Source organism: Bifidobacterium sp. ESL1118 (genome assembly GCF_058505595.1).
In genome coordinates this window covers 519,028-542,269 of record NZ_CP196371.1, presented here as the reverse complement: position 1 = coordinate 542,269, position 23,242 = coordinate 519,028, and the positions used below count along the sequence as shown (strand labels likewise).

General features: G+C 56.4%; 15 protein-coding genes. 8 read left to right on the top strand and 7 right to left on the bottom strand.

Annotated features, from left to right (window positions below; all coding sequences use genetic code 11):
* Nucleotides 1-131 precede the first annotated feature (131 nt).
* Both ACSYSS_RS02130 and ACSYSS_RS02125 read left to right on the top strand, forming a co-directional pair.
* A complete protein-coding gene (locus tag ACSYSS_RS02130; protein WP_491703859.1) occupies nucleotides 132-1,085 on the top strand; it encodes an aldose 1-epimerase family protein in 954 nt (317 codons plus the stop codon).
* A gap of 112 nt (nucleotides 1,086-1,197) precedes the next feature.
* A complete protein-coding gene (locus tag ACSYSS_RS02125; RefSeq protein ID WP_369803150.1) occupies nucleotides 1,198-1,272 on the top strand; it encodes a 50S ribosomal protein bL37 in 75 nt (24 codons plus the stop codon).
* Nucleotides 1,273-1,673: 401 nt separating this feature from the next.
* Here the strand turns inward: ACSYSS_RS02125 and ACSYSS_RS02120 are convergent, their stop codons facing one another.
* Entirely contained in the window at nucleotides 1,674-1,988 is a 315-nt protein-coding gene (locus ACSYSS_RS02120; RefSeq protein WP_491703858.1) for a hypothetical protein, read from the bottom strand.
* A gap of 44 nt (nucleotides 1,989-2,032) precedes the next feature.
* The gene (locus tag ACSYSS_RS02115; protein ID WP_491704177.1) at nucleotides 2,033-2,749 is read right to left on the bottom strand and encodes a sigma-70 family RNA polymerase sigma factor; all 717 of its coding nucleotides are present in this window, start codon (nucleotides 2,747-2,749) and stop codon (nucleotides 2,033-2,035) included.
* A gap of 317 nt (nucleotides 2,750-3,066) precedes the next feature.
* Between ACSYSS_RS02115 and ACSYSS_RS02110 the strand changes: the two genes are divergently transcribed.
* A complete protein-coding gene (locus tag ACSYSS_RS02110; protein ID WP_491703857.1) occupies nucleotides 3,067-3,807 on the top strand; it encodes an exonuclease domain-containing protein in 741 nt (246 codons plus the stop codon).
* 166 nt (nucleotides 3,808-3,973) lie between these two features.
* Nucleotides 3,974-5,611: a UDP-N-acetylmuramoyl-L-alanyl-D-glutamate--2,6-diaminopimelate ligase gene (locus tag ACSYSS_RS02105; RefSeq protein WP_491703856.1), complete on the top strand. Its 1,638-nt coding sequence runs from the start codon at nucleotides 3,974-3,976 to the stop codon at nucleotides 5,609-5,611.
* A 262-nt stretch (nucleotides 5,612-5,873) separates the two neighbouring features.
* Here the strand turns inward: ACSYSS_RS02105 and smc are convergent, their stop codons facing one another.
* Nucleotides 5,874-9,632, bottom strand: a complete 3,759-nt coding sequence (gene smc / locus ACSYSS_RS02100) for a chromosome segregation protein SMC (protein ID WP_491703855.1) — start codon at nucleotides 9,630-9,632, stop codon at nucleotides 5,874-5,876.
* Between the two features lie 260 nt (nucleotides 9,633-9,892).
* Complete coding sequence (locus tag ACSYSS_RS02095) at nucleotides 9,893-11,530, bottom strand: bifunctional folylpolyglutamate synthase/dihydrofolate synthase (protein ID WP_491703854.1); 1,638 nt, start codon at nucleotides 11,528-11,530, stop codon at nucleotides 9,893-9,895.
* Between the two features lie 350 nt (nucleotides 11,531-11,880).
* Here ACSYSS_RS02095 and ACSYSS_RS02090 point away from each other — a divergent pair, with 350 nt between their 5' ends.
* From ACSYSS_RS02090 to ACSYSS_RS02080, 3 genes are all read left to right on the top strand, one after another.
* Nucleotides 11,881-13,431 (top strand): aminopeptidase P family protein, encoded by a 1,551-nt coding sequence (locus tag ACSYSS_RS02090; RefSeq protein WP_491704176.1) that lies wholly within the window; start codon nucleotides 11,881-11,883, stop codon nucleotides 13,429-13,431.
* Between the two features lie 571 nt (nucleotides 13,432-14,002).
* Nucleotides 14,003-15,010 (top strand): DUF4854 domain-containing protein, encoded by a 1,008-nt coding sequence (locus ACSYSS_RS02085; protein ID WP_491703853.1) that lies wholly within the window; start codon nucleotides 14,003-14,005, stop codon nucleotides 15,008-15,010.
* A 146-nt stretch (nucleotides 15,011-15,156) separates the two neighbouring features.
* The gene (locus ACSYSS_RS02080; protein WP_491703852.1) at nucleotides 15,157-15,678 is read left to right on the top strand and encodes an NUDIX hydrolase; all 522 of its coding nucleotides are present in this window, start codon (nucleotides 15,157-15,159) and stop codon (nucleotides 15,676-15,678) included.
* Nucleotides 15,679-15,718: 40 nt separating this feature from the next.
* Here ACSYSS_RS02080 and nagA read toward each other — a convergent pair whose 3' ends face one another.
* The 3 genes from nagA to ACSYSS_RS02065 form a co-directional block, all read right to left on the bottom strand.
* Nucleotides 15,719-16,984 carry an N-acetylglucosamine-6-phosphate deacetylase gene (nagA, locus tag ACSYSS_RS02075; protein WP_491703851.1) on the bottom strand — a complete coding sequence of 422 codons (1,266 nt, stop codon included), beginning with the start codon at nucleotides 16,982-16,984 and terminating at the stop codon, nucleotides 15,719-15,721.
* Nucleotides 16,985-17,247: 263 nt separating this feature from the next.
* Nucleotides 17,248-18,036, bottom strand: a complete 789-nt coding sequence (gene nagB / locus ACSYSS_RS02070; protein WP_491703850.1) for a glucosamine-6-phosphate deaminase — start codon at nucleotides 18,034-18,036, stop codon at nucleotides 17,248-17,250.
* Between the two features lie 395 nt (nucleotides 18,037-18,431).
* On the bottom strand, nucleotides 18,432-20,960 hold the full coding sequence (locus ACSYSS_RS02065; RefSeq protein WP_491703849.1) for a glycoside hydrolase family 3 protein: 2,529 nt from the start codon (nucleotides 20,958-20,960) through the stop codon (nucleotides 18,432-18,434).
* A gap of 181 nt (nucleotides 20,961-21,141) precedes the next feature.
* Here ACSYSS_RS02065 and ACSYSS_RS02060 point away from each other — a divergent pair, with 181 nt between their 5' ends.
* A complete protein-coding gene (locus tag ACSYSS_RS02060) occupies nucleotides 21,142-23,193 on the top strand; it encodes a family 20 glycosylhydrolase (RefSeq protein ID WP_491703848.1) in 2,052 nt (683 codons plus the stop codon).
* Nucleotides 23,194-23,242: the final 49 nt, after the last annotated feature.

Below are 23,242 nucleotides of genomic sequence, written 5' to 3'. Positions count from 1 at the left end.
TGAATTTAAACCACTTCGTTAATGTATAATATAATTCAACTATGCCATATACAATACCACAGCACGCCTGTTGCCTGCAATGTTTTCCGGAAGATTACTATAATCAGTACCACAATCTATAAGGATCGGTTATGACCAACATACATATTCCACCCCGCTCGGGGCAACAGTTCACCATCACGCACGGCGACTACACGGCAGTGGTCACCGAGCTGGGCGCTACACTGCGCAAGCTCACCTACCGCGGAAAAGACGTCATCGCGCCCTGGAACGCAGACAAGCCAGTGCCCTGCTCCAACGGCGAACTGCTCATCCCCTTCCCCAACCGCATCGAAGGCGGCGAGTACACATTCGAAGGCAAGACCTACGAGCTGCCCATCGACGAGCACGACCGGAACACCGCCATCCACGGCTATGGCTACCGGTCGTTCTGGAAGCTTGAATCGGCACGCGAAGACAGCGCGACGCTTTCCTGGCGCGTGCCCGGCATCACCGGCTACCCCTTCGACCTGCATGTTACAGATACATTCAAACTAGACGACGACGGCCTGACCATGACCATCACCGCCCAGAACCTTGACAACGTGGATGCACCATGGGCCCTGGCCATCCACCCGTGGATCGCCAATGGATTCGACGGCTATGGCGACGAGATCGACGGGCAGAACGCGCAGTGCAAGGTCACTATCCCCGCTCACACACACGTCACCGTCGATGGCAACCTCATCCCCACCGGCACCGAAGGCGTCAACGGCACGAAGTACGACCTTCTCCGCCCCGCCGCCTTGACCGAGCAACCTTTCGACGACGCGTGGACGGATGTCGAACATGACGCAGACGGCAAAACGACAGCCATCTTCGAGCGTCCGGACGGCATGACGGTGCACATCGGTGGAGACGAGACCATCACCTCGTTCCAGATGTGCACCGGCACCGGCTTCGCGCCGCAAAAGCACCCAGCGGGAGTCGCCATTGAGCCACAGACCGCCTATGCCAACGCCTTCAACACCGGTAAGGACCTCAACGTCATAAGGCCGGGCGAATGCGCCACAACCAAGCTGTTCATCAACGCCACGATTCGGTAGACTGACGTATGAACGGCGGGCACTACCGAAATCGATAGTCAGCAACCGGTCAAAAGTCCCAGCGACGTGCCATAATCGCTAAGGCGTAATTGTATAGGTAAAGGAGTCCATCATGGGTATGCGCGGACGTAAGCGTAAGGCTCGCCGTAAAAAGGCAGCGAACCACGGCAAAAGGCCAAATGCCTGAGCTATGATGTGCATAACAGCACGGAATGGAACGGCTCCACAGGTTGTCTCGATGAGACGTATCTGTGAAGCCGTTCTACGTATAATCTATGCCTCATCGGATCAACTTACTGCATATCCAAGCCGATGAAGTCCAAGTATGACTCAAAAACCACTTGTCCTACCAATCACGACAACAAACGTCTCAAAAGGTAGGATAAACATGGTAACATACCATTACTCCTACAAATCACGACACTAGGAGTCATTTTTGATAGCGAAGTCATCCAATCGTAAGGAGCACGCTACCGATTCATACGAACAATGTACGTTTTGGTAGCGGAAGAGTCTCGCCCGCACTGTCCCTCGAATCTGCTTCGACTTGGCCTTGGCGTCCTTGCCCGCAGTATCCTTCGAATCATTTCATTCTGCGGACCTTGGCGCCTCATCGAAGCAACAACGGTCAAGCGTTGCCTCCACACGGTCGAATAGTCCGGCTGGGGCGACGACTGGGCGCAACACCTGCCTCAGACGCTCTATCATGGCGCATTCAGCGGCATCGCAGCAAGATTCGGGATCAAAACGCTCATCCGTGTCGTCCACATCTTCAACCGACTCGATCCGGGTGACGCTCACATGCGAAGCATGGGCGCTGTGGCGTTCCACAGTCGCGACGCTGACCACGCTCTTGTGTGTCAATCCATTCATCTCACTCAACTCCTGATTGCCTTCCATCACTCAATCGTTCCTCATTTCGTACTATTATGCCTCATAAGTCCGTTCTATGAGTTCGCAGTCAGTGAAGTCACGGATCCGGGCATCCGACCAGCGACTCTCGCAGTGTACTCATCATCAACGTTACCAACGCTTCCGGCATTCTTACCGGTGGCATCTATGCCACCACCAGCTTTGCTCACCTTGCCGGCAGTGTTTCCTCGCGCCTGTGAGCCCAACGACTGCGACCCCTTGGCCGACCTTGCATATCCATGTTGTCTGGCATAATCAGCCAGCTCTTGCTTGAGTTGCGTCCGTGCACGATTGAGACGGCTCATCACGGTGCCGATTTTCACACCTTGCTCCTTGGCCACCTGCTTATAGGACTTCCCATCGATGGCAGTATCGATAAAAACCTGCCGACGCTCAGGACTGAGCTTATCCAATGCGGCGAGAATTTCCTGGGGAGCGTATTCGTCAATATATTCCTGCTCGGCGCTTTTCAAACCCTCTGGTGTATGGCTCGAAGAATCATAGATATCCCAGTCATCGTACTCCCCAGTGGCATCGTTGGACCGCTGGGGACGACGCTTGGCCTTGGCATACTGATTGAAATATGCGTTACGCTCGATTGTGGTCATCCATGCTTCGAAATTGCTGCCAGGGCGGAAGCTATCGAACGCCTTGAACGCCCGTTCATAGGAATCCTGCACTAAGTCCTGGGCGTCATCCTGATCACCAGTGAGTTTCAAAGCCTGCCGATACAGCACATTCAACGCTGGCATGGCCAACTGTTCGAATCGTTGTCTTTTTTGGACAAGTGTTTCGTTCGCAGGCACCACACTGACCTGAAGGCCCGACGTTTTTTGCCTCATATCACCATTTTCAGCGCAAGTACCAACCTTAGGGCCGTTTGAACGACTGGAACCGCGAGGTACGGCTGAACCCATTGATGTGGCAGGAACCTGCAATTGAGCATCAGAGGAGACCCGCTTCCCATCGGTTGTCTTGAGCTGTGCATTTTTCATTACCTTTATATTATGCCGCAAAAGGATGAATCGTAAATCACCGTCATGTCGGTTTCAGGGAGCAGAATGTAATCATGAGTTCAACACCGGAGACTGTACTGGAAACCATCGCAAAAGCTCCACAACAAGGCGACGAAACCACACTTGAACATTCCTGGTTACTTGGTTTCGACACCGAAACCACAGGCACTTCAGGCCGTGATGCCATCGTTTCGGCATCACTGGTGCTTCGTGACCCTCAACAGGGCTATGAAGGAGACACTGTAGCCGAATGGACCATCAATCCTCACAGGCATATGAATCCTGGAGCCAGCGCTGTCAACGGGTTCACCGATGAATTTCTTCAGGCCAGTGGGGCTGAGCCGCAAGATGCCATCGGCGAAATCGCACAGATTGTTCGTCAGGCCCAGACCAAACGCATTCCATTGTTGGCCTACAACGCTCCATTTGACGTACGCATGCTGCGCACAGACTTGGAACGCTGGAATCTTGAGCCTTTGCCACAGGAATTGTTGGTGGTGGATCCTTTGGTGATCGACCGTGAAATCTCAAAACGCCACGGCAAACGCACCCTTGGCGCAACCACCGAATATTACGGCATCCAGCCACACGGAGATTTCCACGACGCCACAGCCGATACCGTTGCCGCAGTCGACCTTGTCAAGCCCATGGGCACGTTGTATCCACAAGTGGGAAAGCTCAAGCTTGGCGAACTCATGGACTGGCAGCGCAACGCCTACGTACGCTGGCGGGATTCCTTCAACCAATGGCTCGAAAGCAGGGGACGGCGCACCATACACGACACCTGGCTGTAAAGCCCCGGGGCAATGCACTCTTGCGCGCCCTACACCGATAATCAAACCTCGACGGTTTGAGGCAACCGCCAACAACATCCATGCAGCAACGACAACCAGAACGACCGAACACTGTGAATCACACGGTCGTTGCGTGACACCCTTTGATTCACGAGGAAAGAGTCACATGACGCTCACGCTTATTTCAGCCGCACAAATACTCAAGGACCATCATCTGCTTCGCATCATCGTCAAAGGCGAACAGTGGTCACTCAATCCCACAGTGTTCGAGGGAGCGAATCGGAGATTCACGAATGCCACCTACAATACAACACAGGTGAAGCAGGGCTCGTTGCTGTTCTGCAAAGGTGCGTTCAAGGCAGAATATCTCACTGGATGCAGCGACCGAGATCTATATGCGTATGTTTCCGAACGGCCGTACCTTGAAGTGGGAAACGCCACAGGCCTCATCGTATCGGACGTACGGAAAGCCATGAGCCTGCTTTCCACTGCATTCTACGACTACCCGCAGCACCAACTGACGCTTATAGGCATCACCGGAACCAAGGGGAAAACGACCACAGCCTACTTCACGCAGGCCATTCTCAACGCGGCCACCGCTGGCAAGGCAGCACTGTTCTCGTCAGTTGGCAACTGCCTGGACGGGCACACCTACCTCGACTCCGCCTTGACAACGCCGGAATCGTTGGATGCCATGCGTATGATGCGCACAGCAGTTGACAACGGGATGCAATACTTGGTGATGGAGGTCTCTTCCCAGGCATATAAAGTGGACCGCGTCTATGGTCTGACGTTTGACATCGGGGCCTTCCTCAACATCTCACCGGACCACATCAGCCCCATCGAACACCCGACATTCATGGACTACTTTAGCTGCAAACTCAAAATAGTGTCCAATAGCCGGGTGCTTGTACTCGACGCACAGAGCGCCCATGCGGACCTCATCGAACGAGAGGCTGCAGACGCAGGAGTGCCGGTGCGTACTTTCGCGCTGGAATCGCAGCATCCCTTAGGAGCCCACAGCGCAGAGCAGAGCACCGATGCCACCCATCGGTTCGACATGAAGACCGATACCGCAGCTTGGCCACTCAATGCCGAACACAACGAGTTCGCAGTGAGACTGCACGGGCGCGATCAAACGAATGCACAGACGACGGCGGATGATGCCGGCCCATTGACGCTGAGGGTTCGCCTCAACATGGAAGGCGACTTCAACTATGCCAACGCCGCTGCGGCGCTGACCATCGCCAAGGAGGCAGGCGTGAACGTTGGCGACCCCGCTGTGGTGCATGCGTTGGAAAACGTGAACGTGCCTGGGCGCATGGAGGAATTCAGCAGCAAGGACGGCAACACGGTGGCCATCGTGGACTACGCTCACAATTTCGCCAGCATCAGCGCCATCATCGATTTTGCCATGAAACGTTACGCCGCACGCAACCCTCGTATCACCTTGGTCTCCGGATCCGCGGGCGGCAAAGCCATCGACCGGCGCGAAGGCATCGTGAAAGCGGCGCAGGGGCAGGCTGCGGAAATCATCCTCACCTCCGATGACCCGGACCATGAGTCCGCCCAAGACATCTGCGAGCAGATGCAAAGCCATATCGACGACCCACATACATCTTCGCGCATCATCCTCGACCGCGCCAAGGCCGTTGAGACGGCCATTGCCCAAGCCCAGGCCCGAACGACGGGTCTCGATGTAGTGATTGTGGCAGGCAAGGGCGAGGAGCAATGGATCAAAGTGAATGGACGCCATGTGCCATACGAAGGCGACACTGCCATTGTGCAGCGACTGCTGGGCTAGTCAAACATTTGCAACACTGGTACCCGTAAGCGTATGCGTAGATAGGCCCGCGGACGCTACGTACGATTCGTAAACCGTGTCCGTACAAAACGATCGCTCACGCCATCTCAATGGGCATCTGATACGAATCCAACGCTAATCCGTACAGAACGCCCACTCACACAGCCCCCAGCGGACATTTCATACGAGCCCGATGCCTCATTCGCAGAAACGCTCACACATTTTGGCACCATTGATACATCTCCACATTCAAGCAGCATCGTCAGTCGTTATCGAGCTTCACGTCCTCCAACTTCTGACTGATCACGGCAGTGACACCGTCTGAGCGCATGGTGACCCCATAGAGCGCGTCGGCGATGGCCATCGTTCGCTGCTGGTGGGTGATGATGATGAGCTGTGCATGGGTGCGCAGGTCCTGCAGTGCTTTGATGAGGCGCGTGAGGTTGATGTCATCGAGTGCGGCCTCCACCTCATCCATCACATAAAACGGGCTGGGGCGGGCAGTGAAAATGGCGAAGAGCAATGCCAGAGCCGTCAGCGAGCGCTCGCCGCCTGAGAGCAAACTCAGCTGTTTGACCCGCTTTCCCGCAGGGCTTGCCTCCACAATAACCCCTGTGGTGAGCAGGTTGTCCGGGTCCTCTAGACGAAGACGCCCCTTGCCGCCCGGGAACAGCGTGGCGAAGACCTTTTCAAAGGCCGCAGCGGTGTCGTCAAAGGCGCTTTTGAACACGTCAATCACGGTCTTGTCCAGATCCTTGATGAGCTGGAGCAGATCGTCCCGGCTTTGCGCCACATCATTTCGTTGATCGTTCAGGTACTTGTTTCGAGCCTCCAGCGCATCGAACTCCTCCGTGGCCAGCGGGTTCACCTTGCCCAGCTTCTGCAAATCGTGCTGTGCCTTCTGCAGTCGTTTGAGCTGCTCGACACGAACGTATGGCACTGTTTGGTAACGCACTGAAGGGGGTTCGCGCTGGACATCAGACGAATCCGAAGCATCGGTGGCATCAGTGGCATCGGCATCTGAATAGTCATCGTGGCTCTCATCAGGTGTCAAACCATCCGCATCGCCATTATCGGCACCCCCAAACACTATGGGATTGCCACTGTCGTCAAGCATCGGTACCGGCTGGTCCGGCCCATACGCCGTCAGCTCGTCCATCGCCATACCCAGGTCATCGCTCACCTTTTGCTCAAGCTGACCGTAGCGCGAGGCAAGGCGCTCACGGCTCATATCCAAGTCATGCTCCTGATTCTGCAGCTGCACCACTGTCGGTTCGGCCTCGCGGCTCCGGGCACGCAACGTCCTAAGCTCTTCATCGTTGCCTGAGGCCGCTGCCGCAAGCTCATCACGGTGAGCACCCACCGCAAGCAGATGCTCATGAACCATCGCAGCCACGGCCTGTGCATCCTGGGCCACGCCATGAGCCTTCTCGGCCTGCCTACGCCGACGCTCATTGAGTTCGGCGGCTCGCTCACGCCGGCGCACGGCATCCTGAGCCTGACTATGAAGCAGACCAGCCTGCCGCTCATACGACTGCGCCTTGTGATTGGCATCGTTCCAAGCTATTTTCGCAGTGGTTTCGCCCTCCCGCGCTGCGTCGAGGTTCCGCTCCAGCTGTTGCTCGCGCTCCTCCAAATCACCCAGATCGGCTTGTACATCGGCACCGTCCTCCACCTGTGCCAACACGGCTTGGGTGTCTTCAAGCTTGAGCCGATGCTGTTTAGCATCGTCCTCAATTCTTTCGCTGCGCTCGACTAACGCCTTGATCTGCCGCTCGAAATCCATCAGTCTCACCTGGGCGGAATGCAGCGATTGCGCAGCCTGCTTCGACTTGGCCTGCGCCTCAATGCGTTGCTGGGCAAGGTGGTCGACTACCTGGGCCTGCTCCCTGCGGGCGGCTTCGGCAGCATCAATCTGCTTGGCCATCTGCGCTATTTGAATCTCAAGCTCTTCGGCCTCCTTGCGGGCCTTGTCGCGTCGGGCCACCAACGAAAGATCACTCTGTTTGAGAGCAGAGCCACCGATAGCTCCCACCGTATTGACGATTTCACCGGACTTCGTCACCACTTGCTGCCAAGCAGTGCCATGCGCTGCACCACCGGCAACCAAGTCGAACGCCTCATCCAGGTTTTCCGCCACCGCCATGCCACGCAACAGCCAACGCACAGCGGCCACCACATTCACCGCTGTCCGCTGATCGGCAGCATTTGGGTTCACGCTCACCAACGTAGCAATGCTACGGGAAACGTGATCGCCATCGTTGCCGTCGACATTACCGATGCTTACCTCGTGCCCATCGTCGGCGGCCGGGCGTAGCACCACTGCCCGCCCAAGCTTGTCTCCATGGACACGATGGAGGGCCGCTGCAACATCCTCGGCGCCTTCAAGCACCAAGGCGTTGGCGAACTGGCCAAGCGCCTGGGCCACAGCCTCCTCCCAGCCTTCGGTGACATGGATGAAATCGGTGAGCCCGCCAAGGACGGCAATTGGCTCGGCACCCTTGGCATCGACGTGTGTCAAGGCACCGGAAGCATTACGGCTCTCCAACGTATCGTCCAACGCGTCGGCCTTGGCTCGAAGAGCAATGGCCTGCGAATCCAAATCACGAGAATGCTTGCGCAGCTCCTCCAACTGCTCGGAGCGCTGCTGCAACTCCTCCCGGGCCTTATCGAGGGCATCCGAACCCTCCGATTCGTCTTCACTGCCCGCAACAGTCTGAAGCTCAGCAACCTGCTTTTTCACCTGTTCCCGCTGCCGTTCCACGCCCTCACGCTGGGTCTGAGTATCGGTTGCCCTGGTTTTGGCAAGGTTCACGGCGGCTTCCTCCTTGGCCACCAACGCCTTGAGACTTGCCACCTGGTTGCCGCGCTGCTGCGCAGTGCGACGGAGCTCGGCTATGGTCTGGCGCGAGGCGGCCAGCCGTTTCTCTGCATCCGCACGCCGTTCAGTGGCCTTGTCGAACTGCAGGCGAGCATCGGCGGCGGCCTGAGACTGGCTCTTGGCCTGGCCGTCGAGTTCGGTGGCACGCGATTCCAACAGATCCGGGTCTTCCCCAAAATTCGCCACCACCTGGCTCTCGGCCGATCGAGCACGCTCGGAAGCCAACGATGCCAATGCCTTGAAGCGTTCCTCAAGCTGTGAATATTCATGCCACATCTCATTGGCGCGGGCGATGGCCGGACTGGACCCAGAGCTCAGTGCCTCCACCTGTTCGATGCGCAGTTTAATCTGAGCCAGACCGCGCTGGGAACTGTTCAGCTCCTGACGCACCCTGCCCATCTGTGCACGCACCTCATCTCGCTCCTGGGATATCTGCTGGGCGTCATCAGCGTAGATTCTGGCCTGGGCATCGCGCAGCGTCACCTGAATGCCGTCGGCACGGCGGGAAATCCTGGCCTGGCGCCCCAGCGGCCCCAACTGACGATGAATCTCGTGGAGCAAGTCATCGGTGCGAGCAAGATTGGCCTCCACATTCTTCAACTTACGCTGGGCACGTTCCTTGCGTTTGCGGTGCTTCAAAATACCTGCGGCCTCTTCGATGAAGGCTCGGTGCCCTGCGGGGTCTGCCTGAAGAATCTCATCAAGCCGCCCCTGCCCCACAATGACGTGCATCTGTTGGCCCAGGCCGGTGTCGGAAAGAAGCTCCTGGATGTCGAGAAGCCTGCAGGCTGATCCATTGATGGCGTACTCGGAGCCGCCGCCACGGAAGATGGTGCGCGTGATGGTCACTTCGGTGTAGTCGATGTCAAGTGTATGGTCGGTGTTATCGATAGTGAGGCTCACTTGGGCACGGCCCAACGGCGGACGATTCGAGGTGCCGGCGAAAATGACGTCCTCCATGGACGTACCTCGCAGGTTTTTGACCCCCTGCTCACCCATCACCCACGTCAACGCGTCCACGATATTGGATTTGCCAGAGCCGTTGGGACCCACAACGGCGGTGATGCCGGGCTCGAAACGCAGCGTGGTGGCGGTGGCGAAGGACTTGAACCCGCGAAGCGTCAATTCTTTGAGGTACATGAGCTGTGTTACCGCCTACTTTCCGCCATGCCGACACATCAATTGAGCCTGCAGCGTATGCCAGCGACGTACCTTATATTACCGACACCGCCCGAATCGGCGGACACCAATCCAGAACGACGATTTCGATGGGTCAAAATGTCCGTTTGAATTGATATCAACTCCTCGGTCGAACGAAACGGACAATTCCGACAAGCCAAACCGGCATTCCCATCGATCGAGCCCAGCCGTGGCACTTGCGCATCGATACAATCAGCCGGCTAATCATTCGCATCATCAGTGTGACCTGTTTCTGTGCGTTTTCCAGCCTTAGCAACCTTAATCTCGTCGGAGAAATCGCCAAATGTGGTGCCGAAAACCTCGGAGACGATATCCTCGTTCTCCTTGTCTTCGTCATCGCCACTGCTGACTTCAGCGGATCCGCTTTGCGCCGATCCCGCAGACGCAACGCCCTCAGCCATCACTGTGCCATCCTGACTGACCACACGTTCACCCTTCGGCTTGGTGAGCGTATCGTTATGGCGCTCTTTAAGCAACGCACGGGCATCGCCGGCCAAGACGAAGCTTCCAGATATCAGGATGCCGTGGCCATAGCCCACACCCATCTCGTCCTCACTGTCGACCATATCGACCGCCGTCTGGATGGCATCGGGCAATCCGTCCACGCGGGTCACACGATCACGTCCAAACACGCCGACCGCAATCTTTTCCAACTCATCGGCCGGCATCTCGCGGTCGACCCAAGAGTTGTTGGTGACGATGACATGGCTCAGAATCGGCTCCAGCACGCCAAGATATTCCTCCACCTGCTTGTCCTTCATCATGGAGACGATGCCCACCAACTGCTTGAAGCTGTAGTTCTCCTCAATGGCTGCACGCAGCGACTGGGCAGCGTTGAGATTGTGGCCGCCATCGATGATGATGGTCGGTGAAGTACGCACCTGCTCGATGCGCCCTGGGATCTTGACTCCACCCAAAGCCTCGGAAACCACGTCAACGTCAAGTTGACCGGACACTGGAATCACCACTTCCGAAGCCGCAAGCGCCGCCAGAGCGTTATGAGCCTGGTGCTCGCCGAACTTGGCCACAGGAATGTCTTCATAGACTCCGCCCGGAGTGCGCAGCGTGACCAGTTGGCCTCCAACTGCAGGAGCCCGCTGCACCACTTCCATCTCCTCACCATCACGAATCATGGTGGCATGCGCCTTCACCGCCGCCTCTTCAAGAATCGGCATGACCTCGGTTTCATGCGGCTGGGCACCAATGATGGCCGTGGACTCGTGCTTGATGATGCCCGACTTCTCACGGGCGATGTCTTCCACAGTGTTTCCGAGCCACTGCATGTGATCCATGTCGACCGGACCGATGACCGCCGCATCTCCGGTCAGCGCATTGGTGGCATCCCATTGGCCGCCCATGCCGACTTCGAAGATGGCCACGTCCACAGGAGCGTCGGCGAATTTCCAGACTGCCATGGCCGTGAGCACCTCAAAGAAACTCATCGGCTCTTTGCCGTCTTTGCTCATTTTCGCGTCGACAAGTGCTACGAAATCCTTGATCTGCATCCAGGTATCTACGAAATCGTCGTCGGAAAGCTCCTGACCATCCACTGCAATGCGCTCGTTGACGCGCTCAAGATGAGGCGAGGTGTAAAGCCCGGTCCGCATGCCATACGCACGGCAGATGGCCTCTGCCATGCGTGCCGTGGAACCCTTGCCGTTCGTGCCGGTGATGTGAATGATGCGGAACGTGTCTTCCGGGTGGCCGAGCAGGTCGAGCATGAGGTTCATGCATTCCAAATCATGACCTTTATCGGTGTGGGATGTGGGTCTACCCATAATCTCACGTTCCACCTCGTGAATGGAGACTGCCCCTGCATTTGGATGTTCGTATGACATTTGCCCTCTAAAACCTTGAAAAATCGCCGTTTAACAGTTGATTTACCATTTCCCATTCTAGAAGATGGCGTAACCATATGCCAGCGGTTCGCCAAACAGAAGAACGTTGCAACCCGAGCGCCCTCCCGATCTGTTCATGAAACTACAAGGACAGGCAGCGCAACAATGTCGAAGACCGACAGAACGGCCCTATCGATGCAATCACGTGACTAGAATGTTGAACAGAACAGAACGCCGCGAAACCGAAACCGCCGGCTCCGGCAATCTGGAATGTGCGTTCCAACGGAAACCAAACTGAAGGAGGACTGGTGAGTTCACCAATCACAGACAACGACAAGGAGTATGAGGCAATGGAGATGAAGACAGCTCCGGGAGCAGACCAAAAGCTGAGTGAGCGCGTAAAGAACAGGACATTACGTCCACAGGGACAGGCATTCAAGGAATTCATGACCTCGAACTGGCAAAACGATGAACCGAGCATGGAACCTCTGGAATCCAGCAAATACATTCCGGCGCGCATCAAGGCCCTCGGTGCGCGTTTCCCCGGCGAACGCCTGGTGATTCCGGCAGGCCAGCCCAAGGTTCGCAACAACGACGACGACTACGCCTTCCGCCCCGACAGCACCTTCACCTATTACACAGGTTTGGGCAAGGACTATGAGGCTGGCGCCGTGCTCGTGTTGGAGCCAGTCGAACCCTCTGCCGGTTCAGGCGCAACGCACACTGCAAAACTGTATGTGGCACCACGAAGCGACAACAGTACTTCGGCCTATTACGAAGACGACCATTACGGCGAGTATTGGGTGGGTCCTCGCGCCGGATTGAAGGAACTGAAAGCCATGACCAGCATCGACACCGCCGACATCGCCACCCTGCCAGAAGCGCTGGCCAAGCCCACTCCTGACGCAAACGGCAAGGAAAGCGGCACTCGCCTACGCATCATCCGCGACGCCGACCCGGAGATCACCGCCTTGGTCGACGCTGTGCGCACCATGAGCGGAGCCGAAACCCAAGTCGAGGGCGAAGCACTGCCAGTGGACGGCAAGTTCCGCGAATTCACTTCCGAAGCACGCTTGGTGAAGGATGATTTCGAAATCAATGAGGTACGCAAGGCTGTCGCTGCCACAAAAGATGGTTTCGAGCGCATGCTGAAGCGGCTGCCGAGCGTGCTCGACAAGCCACGCAGCGAACGCATGTTGGAGGGCGAGTTCAGCTCGGTGGCACGAGAAGAGGGCAATGCCGTAGGTTACGACACCATCGTGGCCTCGGGGGTGCATGCACCGATCCTGCACTGGATGCGCAACACCGGCACGGTGGGCACCGGAGAGCTGCTGCTCATCGACGCCGGTGTGGAGATGGAAAGCCTCTACACCGCGGACATCACCCGCACCTTCCCCACCAATGGCAAATTCACTGACATACAGAAAAAGGTGTACCAGGCTGTGCTCGACGCCCAGCAGGCTGGCTTCGACGCGGCCCAGCCCGGTGCCACCTATTCCGACATTCACCACGCCTGCATGCGATCCATCGCGCAAACTCTGCACGACTGGGATATTCTGCCGGTGAGCGTGGAGGAGTCGCTTTCTCCTCACGGCCAGCAACACCGCCGTTGGCTCGCCTGCGGCGTGGCGCATCACCTGGGCCTGGACGTGCACGACTGCGCCCAGGCACGCTACGAGTCCTACCACGGAGGTGCCATCCGTCCGGGCATGATCTTCACCATCGAGCCCGGTCTCTACTTCGCCAAGAACGATCTGCTGCTGCCACCCGAACTGCGCGGCATCGGCGTGCGTATCGAAGACGACGTACTCATGACCGAGAACGGCCCGGAGTGGATCTCAGCAGGCATTCCCAAGGAAATCGACGATGTGGAGGTATGGATGAAGGAGGTTACCCTTTAAACGCAATCCCATGGTTATCCGAGGGCTTTAGTTGCGCTGAATTCAGAGCGACTAAAGCCCAGCCTACGCCCGGCAATGCATAGCTGTGGATAACCACCCCGCACAGTAAAAGGGGAACTCAGAACTATTGCAATGACTCCTCAGGGACAAGCCTTTGCACGACAGCAACACGCACCTGTGGACGATGTTCCATATTCATTCAATCAAACAAACTCCGCAACACCGCATAGCAGTCACACTCTCATTCTGAGTAGGTCAAATCAACGGCAATGAAGTCTAGCACCATTGAGGACATATCGGTACAGAATGATTAACATGCATTATTCAATGCAACTCAATATGTTGTGCTTGGTCAAACAAGCCACAACACTATATCTAAAATAGTCAAATCTTTGAAAATGTATATTAAACAACCTTTCCATACATTAAATTAATCAAACACCTTCTAAACGCTCAAATATACAGTTTTTTAACAGTTATATCAACATACTGATATATTGTTAAAACGATTTATACCTTCATTGAAAGGTCTAATCACACAAACAAAGAATTATCCCAATGGAGATGCATCATGCCGGATACCACACCGGAACCAGACTATGGGGTTCCAAACCAAAACTCGACCCAGACACAGCAGCCCCAATATAACGGGCCAAATCCAACGACACAGCCACAGACGCCACAGCCTGCCTATCCGTATCAAAACACCACCGACCCCAGCGCCCCACAGTACGCTGCGCAGAACCAAGCCCCTGCCCAAACAACACCACAGGGAACCTCTACGCAGTATGGCGTGCCTTATCAGAATACAGCGTCATCGTCAGGGCCACAGGTGCCTCCTACATACGGGGCAACAAACGGCTTACCAATGGAAGCCCCACAGATGATTCCACAGCCAACGAAAAAACCATGGCTTGGTCTTGCGATAGCTTCTTTTGTTGTTTCGTTTTTCTCTGGGCTGATTGGCATTATTCTGGCAATCATCGCACAAGTCAAGCTGTCAAAAGCCCAAAACAAAGGACGATACCGTGGTCAAGGCATCAACATTGCGGCATTCATCATCTCAATCATCAACATCATTGCATCGATATCGCTGTCGGTCTCGATAACTTCTGGCATTGCAAACCATTACGATAGTGCTTCAGAAAAGTCCCCCTCGACTTCGGTTCAGACACCGCAAAGTAAAAAAGACAGCAACGACGATGACGGCTACTCAGATATCCAGGATTTCGTCGACTCCAATCAAGATGACCTCCAATCTGTTCTAGACGAAATGAAAAAAGCAGGCGTGGATGCCAAAATCTATGCTGAGGGATCAACAACCTTGGTCATGGACGGCACCCTCTCGGGTGACCTCGATTCACAAATATCCCAAACAGATCAAAATGGGAAAAATAGTTTCGCACAATCGTTGAGCTCTTCTCTTGACAACCAAGCATCCAACTTCGAATCAGCCGCCAAAGAACTACAGGCCGTCGGATTTAAAGGAGCGCATTTCAAATTGCATATTCATTCTTCCGATAATTCAGTGGTTGTCGACAAGGAATACGACGAGAATGGCCCGGTAACCGTACAATAATAAATACCTGACTTGTCAGATTGGATACAGAAAAGCTTCACTTGCACTAGCATGAATTGTGCAACATCATTGACTCGTATATTCCGCGATTGAAAAGTGACTCTACTTGGCACTAACATATGAGATCTAATAGTGGAGGGCTATTTGTGACCACGCCAAACTTCATTTTGGACATACGCAAGAAAATCGGGCACGACCCACTTTGGCTCATGGGTGTGGTGGGCTATGTGACGAACGAGGAAGGCAAAATCCTGCTTGGTCGGCGCGCAGACAACGGACAGTGGGCACTCATCTCCGGCATCATCGAACCGGGTGAGCAACCTGCGGATACGCTGGTGCGAGAGTTCAGCGAAGAGACCGGCATGGACGTTATTCCCACCGCAGTCGTCGCCATTGAATCCGAACCGAACCTCGGTGCATTCGACAACGGCGACCAAGTGCAGTTCATGAACACGCTGTTCTTCTGCGAACTTAAGCCAGGTGGCAAGGCGACGCCCACCACGCCGGACGGAGAAAATACGGACAGCGGATGGTTCGACCTCGACTCCTTGCCGCAACCCATGCAACCGGACACCATGGCACGATTGAAATTGTACGGGAAATATCTTGATGCTCGCAGGCATTGCGAGGCGCACACCCTGTTTCATGCCAACGGGGAATGGCACTGACTCACAACGAACTATGCGATGCCGTTTTGCTGGAACAGCGTCAGCTCACTGGCCGTCCAGCGCACCAAACGCGCTCGACCTGCCAGGTTTCGCTGTCACTGAGGAGCACATCTGCGGCATAGCCCGGGGCGATAAGGCCCAGAGGATCACCGGTGATGGCGTTGGGACGGTCAAGCCCATAGGCATGTGCCGGAGTGAGTGTAGCCGCCTCCACGGCATCGGCTGGCTTGAAGCCAAGCTCACACACGGAGCGGTGCACGGCACGCTCCAAGAGCAATGTCGAACCGGCGATGGCTCCGTTGGAGACGAGACGGGCATGCCCGTCCTTTACGGTGACATCGAGCCCACCGAGCTTGTAGGCACCGTCCGGGCAATCGGTGGCGCTCATGGCATCGGTGACGAAGGCGATGCGGTGCGGAGCGAAGCTGAAACCAAGCTTGATCATGGGGTTCTGCACGTGGAAACCGTCGTTGATGAGCTCGATGGTGACACGCGGGTCCTCCACAGCAGCGGGAATCGGGCCGGGCTCGCGGTGGTGCAGCCCGTTCATGGCGTTGAACATGTGGGTCATGATGGTGGCACCGGCGTCGAAACCGCGTCGGGCCGTCTCATAATCCGCATCGCAGTGGCCTACCGCTGACACCACACCGGCTTCGGCAAACTGGGATATGGCGGAGATGCCGTGAGGCAGTTCCGGGGCGATGGTGACCTGACGGATACAGCCGTCCGCGGCCTCAAGCAGGCGGTCCACCACGTCGGGTGTGGGGTCGAGCAGACAGTTCGGGTCGTGAGCGCCTTTGCGTGAAAGCGCGAGGAATGGCCCTTCCAGATGGGCACCAAGGATATCGGGGCGCGATGCCATCTTGGCATGAACCGTCTTGAGATTGGCACACATGACGTCCATCGGGTTGGTGATCAAGGAAAGCACTTGACGTGTGGTGCCATGCACGGCATGACCAGTGCGTACGGTATCGATGGCGTCAGGACCGTCGTCGAAGGAGACACCCCAAGCACCATGCACATGCGTGTCGATGTAGCCAGGGGTGAGGTTACGGCCCTTCGCATCGACGACGCAATCAGCGGTGATTCCATTGGCTTCGCAGGCCGATGCGAAACCGTCATCACTGGTGCCGGTGGCCACGATACGGCCGGCAACCGAGACAAGCCACGAATGATCTTCGACCCCTCGGGCATCCACTCTGCGAGCGCCCTTGATGGCAAAGTCCTGCGGCTTGCCTGCCAACGACGAAGACACCCGCCGCACCGTCTGTTCGCGCGTCTCTGACTGCTTTTTTACATCAACCATTGCTCTGACCTCCTTTTGTCAGCCTAGGCCAATCAACCTTCACACACCACTTACTCGTTCGCGCCGATTCAAGCCACCCGCAGCCCCTAAGTGCGTCCCAAAACAACGCAGTCAGACCATCAAACGTTATTTCAAGCCTCACTCAACGCACCAAGCGTTCCAAAATAACGTAATTGAAATTGTTAACGTTATTTCAAGCCGCTCAGCTGCATTTCGGGCAGCCCCACCCTGGCGGGTTGCAAGCGCAGATGAACCTTGTAAACTCAGATGCTCTGCCATGCCGGCTTGTGGGCATAGGCATACTCGTAGTAATCGGCGTGCTTGAGCTTGGAGGCGGCGGCACGATCGACGATGATGGTGGCGTGCGGATGCAGCTGTAGTGCGGAGGCCGGGCAGAACGAGCTCACGCCGCCCTCGCAGGTGGCGGCCACAGCGTCGGCCTTGTTCTCACCGAAGGCCAGCAGCACGAGGTGACGGGCCTTCAAAATGGTGCCGATGCCTTGTGTGATGCAGTGAGTCGGCACCTTGTCGATGTCGCCCTCGAAGAAACGGGCATTGTCCTTACGGGTCTGCTCCAGCAGTGTCTTGATGCGCGTGCCTGAGGCCAGTGAGGAACCAGGCTCGTTAAAACCAACGTGGCCATCGGTGCCGATGCCCAGAATCTGCACATCCACACCGCCCGCAGCGGCAATGGCCTCATCATATTGGCGGCCGGCATCAGCGATGGTGTCAAGGTTGCCGTTGGGTACGTGCACCAAATCGGGGTTGAGACCCAGCGGCTCCACCACCGTGCGGGTGATGGTGCTGCGGTAGGACTGCGGATGCTTGGGGTCGAGCCCGGCGTACTCGTCAAGGGCGAAGCCACGAACCTGGCTCACATCGATACGCTCGTCTTTGACATGGGCCGCCAAGTGCTTGTACGCGGCCAGCGGGCTTGAGCCAGTGGCCAGACCGAGCACGGCGTTTGGTTTGGACTTGATGAGTGCAGCCACGCTCTTGGCGTAGATTTCGCCCGCCTCGTCCTCGTTATCGACAATGATGACTTCAGCCATGATGACCACCTTTCGCTGCCGCACCGCCGCAGCATTTACGCTAAGAACCAACAGGCAGTGAACCACATTCCCACCGGTTCCAGCAATGAACCTTTTGTTTGCTACACTAACAAATACACAATACATTTCAGTCAAATGAATTTTGTTGTATTTAGAGGTAATTCTCTCAAGAAACCCAGTACGCTGACTTCACAATCAGACCACTTCAACCATTTTCTATATATCATCCATACATTTTCGCATTCAAGCCGCCGTACACCGCCACAGGCGACCACAGACCCCAACAGATTTACCGCCAATCGACATTCAGATTTGCAAACCACACCCGCCGGAGGCACCGACAGCGACGACTCGTCTTCTTAACGACCGTGGGTCACTGCCAAAATCCCGAGACGCTACCCTATTATCGTGCCCAAGTCACAAGGCGACCCGTCCAAACCACGCACCCATAGATGAGCCTCAAACCCGTCGTCTGCATTGAACAATGCATCGTAGGGCAGGTGGAAACGCACAGTGCAGACAGAAGAACCCGCATCGCCGGATACAGCCGAGGCACTGGCGGCATCCAAGGCCGGGCACCCACGGCCAAGCTGTGCGAAAGCCATCAATCGAGCCAAACGAGGCATGCAAGCCCCTCCGCAGACGTGCGCGTAAAGACCGATCACACCGCCCTGAGTGGCGGTTCCACACAGCGAAAGTTCGATGTCGATGCCCGTGCCGGCACTGGCTCGTTGCACATCGACCTGAACCTGCCCTGTTTCCCCGATCTTAAGACATGCGTCGGAACGAATCGCCGCATGCTCAAGAGTGACTCCGCAGACCCCTGCACCTGCGCCGAACGTATACAACACCGGACGAGGCACGTCGCGATAGACGTCATCGGCACACTGCCTATCGTTGTAATGCAACGGCGTCACCCCGCCGGCCCTGGGCAGGGTAATCGGAAGACGACCCTCACAACGGCACTTGCCTGCCACGGCTTCAGCCACAGCCGCAGGCCCATACATCCCCGCATACCCCGCCCAGATGAGTCTGTCCGAACATGCCTCCAACGCAGTGAGTACATGCGCCCGACCAGAAACGACCACGCCGACGATAGGAGCCTTTGCCGCACTGTGCACCTGACGAATCAACTCATCCTGCTGCCAAGGAAGACCCAAATCTGCTGCATCAACCCCCTCACCACCCGTGGCCACGCTGAGCGAAGCATCACCGGCGGCGCCATTGGCCTCAAACCGTTCCCCGTATGAACGAACACTGGTGCCGCCAACCACCAGCACCACCATCGAGGCCTCACGCAATTTTCTGGAAACGACCGAATCGATGGGAGCAACTCGTCCGTTGACCACAGGTGTCTTGCAGAGCACCACTTCGCGTTTTCCCTGAAACAGCTTTTTGAGCTCAAGATACACACTCGTCTGATCGGCCGGTACCAGCGGAGCGGTGTAATCCCCAAGGAAACAGTCCATATTGTCGCACAAAGGGCCAGTGACCACAATGGGGCCTTGCTGCAGCGGAACAACGTTCGCCCCAGCCTCCTTGAGTTCCACGAGGCATTCGCGTGCGAGACGGCGCGAACAGCCACGAGTGCGTTCAATGGCCTGCCCCACAGCCTCACCCGGCGAGATGCTTGCTTCGTTGGCAACGTTCCCTGTGCCCACCCTGTCAATGGCACCCACGGACTCAAACGGCACATCGCCTACGGTTTCCCCATAGGCATCAACAATGTTCACGCTTCCACCGCTCGCATCAATCCGCTCACAACTGACTTGGTCACAGCCACCTTCAGCAGCTTCATGGACTTTGGATTCATGATGCTCAGACTGATCATCCTTGGTTCTCACACCGGGCAGCAATGCAAACCTCGCCTTCAGCCGCAGCACTCTGCGCAAGGCGCTGTCTACAGCGCAACGGACGGCCTCGTCATCACGCCCGCACTGACCCAACAGGGTGAATCCGGTGTCCCACAGCGACACATCCACACCGCTGAGCAACGCTTTACGCCCGGCCGACTGCAGCGAACCCACCATGGTCTCCAACCGATCCACTGCCAATCCATCGGCCATGACAACGCCGTCGAAGCCAAGCTCATCCCTTAGATACGTGCGTAACAGCCAAGGATTGGCACAGCATGGCACACCGTCAATGTCGTTGTAGGCTGCCATGAATCCAAACGCACCGGCGTGGGCGCTCGCCTCCACGGCAGGAAGATGAATCTGACGCAAGTCGCGCTCGCCAATGACAGCCGATTGCCCATTCCTCCCGCCAGTCGCTTCGCCTTGTGCAGCCAAGTGCTTCATGACAACAGCCACACCGCCATGTCCAACAAGACTGCGGCCCTCGCCTTGCATGCCTTCCACTGTGGCTGCGCACATGGCTGCGGCAAGATGCGGATCCTCCCCATAACACTCCTCACAACGCCCCCAGCGCTGGTCCCTGGCGACATCAAGCCCAGAAACCAGTGCAATGTGCACACCGCTGGCATTCAGCTCCGAGGCCACACAACGCTGGGCGCGTCGCACCAAATCAGTATCGAAAGTGGCACCCATGGCAAGGTTGACTGGCAGAATGGTGCCGCCCAAGGCCTGATGACCGTGTGGAGCCTCCTCACTCAAGAGCACACCGATGCCGTGCGCCCCACGACTGCGCACCACATCCTCAATCAAAGCCGACACTTCAGGCCGCTCCTCCGGCTTGATGCCGTTTCCCCACGACACCCCGGACCAAGGGTCAGCGCGGAAAAGGCCGTACAGGAAACCCAGCCCACCCCACCGATCGACCTCACGCTTGAGGTAGTCCGTAACCACGAAGCCGCCGTTCCTGCGTTCCACACACTTCCAGCCGTAAAGCCGCTGATTGAGCTGCCCAACCTTCTCTTCAAAACTCATCGAGGAAAGCAGAGACTCCACAGTCCTGTTTTGCAAAACTTCTGTATCGTTCGTTTCCACCTGACAATCACCCCACTGTTTGATTTCGCAGCAGCAACCCGCCCAGGTATTGCAACATCGATGTGCAGCTCTTGGACAGGACTTGACCGAACACTTAACTATAGTCAGGTAAGGCAATGCAGACAACCCGCATAATAGCAAAGGATGCATAACGATCATGACAAAGATGATCACCTTCCAGAACCCACCAAACGAAGGTCAGCCAGCAAATGGCAGCGATCCACAGGCATATGCCATCGCCCTCATTCCGGAACCCAAACACGTGCAACAGCTTGCCGGCGTCGTAACGCTACCGGCAATGGGCCGCATCACGTACATAGGCCCGGACTCCAACGATGGTTCGTACGCCGAAACGCAGCTGGCACTGGAAGTGGCTGACAGCATCGAACGATGCACCGCACTCAAATGGGACTGTGCCCGCAGTGAACGCTGGAATTCAGACATCGAACTTATCGTCGACGGTTCCTTGGAAAACCAGGCTTACACTGTCGACATCAACAAGTTCGCCAACCCCGCCATAGCCGTCCACGGTGGAAGCATCGCCGGGCTGAGGAGCGGCGTACAAACTCTTCGCCAAATTATCTGCCAAACGGCCTTCACGCTGCCCTGCATACACATCGAAGACAAGCCCACGTTCGCGGTTCGTTCCTACAGCCTCGACGTGACACGCGGCCGTGTGCCCACAATGGAGTGGCTCAAGCACTGGGCCGACAAACTCAGCTACTATAAGTACAACCAGCTTCAACTCTACGTGGAGCATTCCTTTGAGTTCGATGGCTTGAGCGAGTCCTGGCGCGGAGTGAGCCCACTGGCGCCACGCGACATCCAGGAATTCGACGACTACTGCCGAAGGCGAGGCATCGAACTGGTGCCATCCCTATCCACATTTGGACATCACTATATGAACCTGCGCACCCATACCCTGCGAATGCTGGGCGAGCTACCCGAGGACGCGGACCGCCATTATAGCTTCATCGAACGCCAGGAGCATCACACGCTCAACATCACCCTGCCTGAAGCGTTCGAATTCTCCACCCGCATCATCGACGATTATGGCCAACTCTTCCATTCCAAGAAGTTCAACATCGGTGCGGATGAGACCTTCGACCTTGGCAAGGGAGCATCCAAAGAAGAAGCAGAGAGAATCGGCACCTCCAATATGTACGCGGACTATGTGACGAGACTGTGTAACCACATCTTGGAAGGTGGCGGCAAACCCATGTTCTGGGGTGACATCGCCATGGCCATGCCGGAGATGCTCAAGCAGATGCCCATGGAATACACACTGCTCAACTGGCTGTATTCGCCGGAAGTGGACGAAAGCAAAGTCAGACTTGTAGCCGACACCGGCATGAAGCAATACGTGTGCGCGGCCATCCACGATTGGAACAATCTCCTTCCGGACTTCGACGCGGCCTTCAAGAACATCACCCGCCTGAACAAGTTCGGCCAGCAATATGGCGCCATAGGCGCAATGGTTACCGATTGGGGCGACTACGGCGGTGTGAACGATCCCAGGCTGAGCGTGCCGGGCATGATCTACGCCGCCCAATATTCATGGAACCCACAGGGACCTGATTTCGAGGAGATGAACCGGCGCATCTCCCTCCTGGAATATGGCGACATGAGCGGCGAATACCTCGACACACTTGTCGAAGCTCACAATTCGATTTCCTTCGGTTGGGAAGACATGGTCAAATACCGCGAACTGGACGACGGCAACGGCGGTCTCAACCAAGACATCAATCTGACGTTGAAAGGCCAATACGGCAAAGACAAATGGGGCACCGTTACGAACATTGCAGAGGCACGGCTGCAGTATCTGACTTTGGGCTCCGGGCGAATCGGCAACTATGGAGAGGCCAATGAAAGGCTTCGGGCACTGAAGACACAGCTAGGTACCATCCTTTCGCGTCGCACCGCAGTCAGCGATGCCCGCGATTCAGCACAGGCCCAAATCGTGGCCATCGATGGACAACTGCTGTTCAACGAACTCGGGTACACGTTGGCCTGCCGGACAGGTGCACTGGGACGGCCGACAACGCCAGGTGTTTCAAGGGACGCCTGCCATGCCCTAGCGGCACGCATCGAGGAATGGTTCGAGACATATCGCTCAGTCTGGCGGCAGGTGAGCCGCGAGTCCGAGCTTCGTCGTATTTCAGACGTGGTTTGGGGCTATGCGGACATGCTGCGAGAAGGCTGGCAATAGACATCGTTCGTCAACGTGCAGACACTGCAGACATCAAAACCCGTCTCAG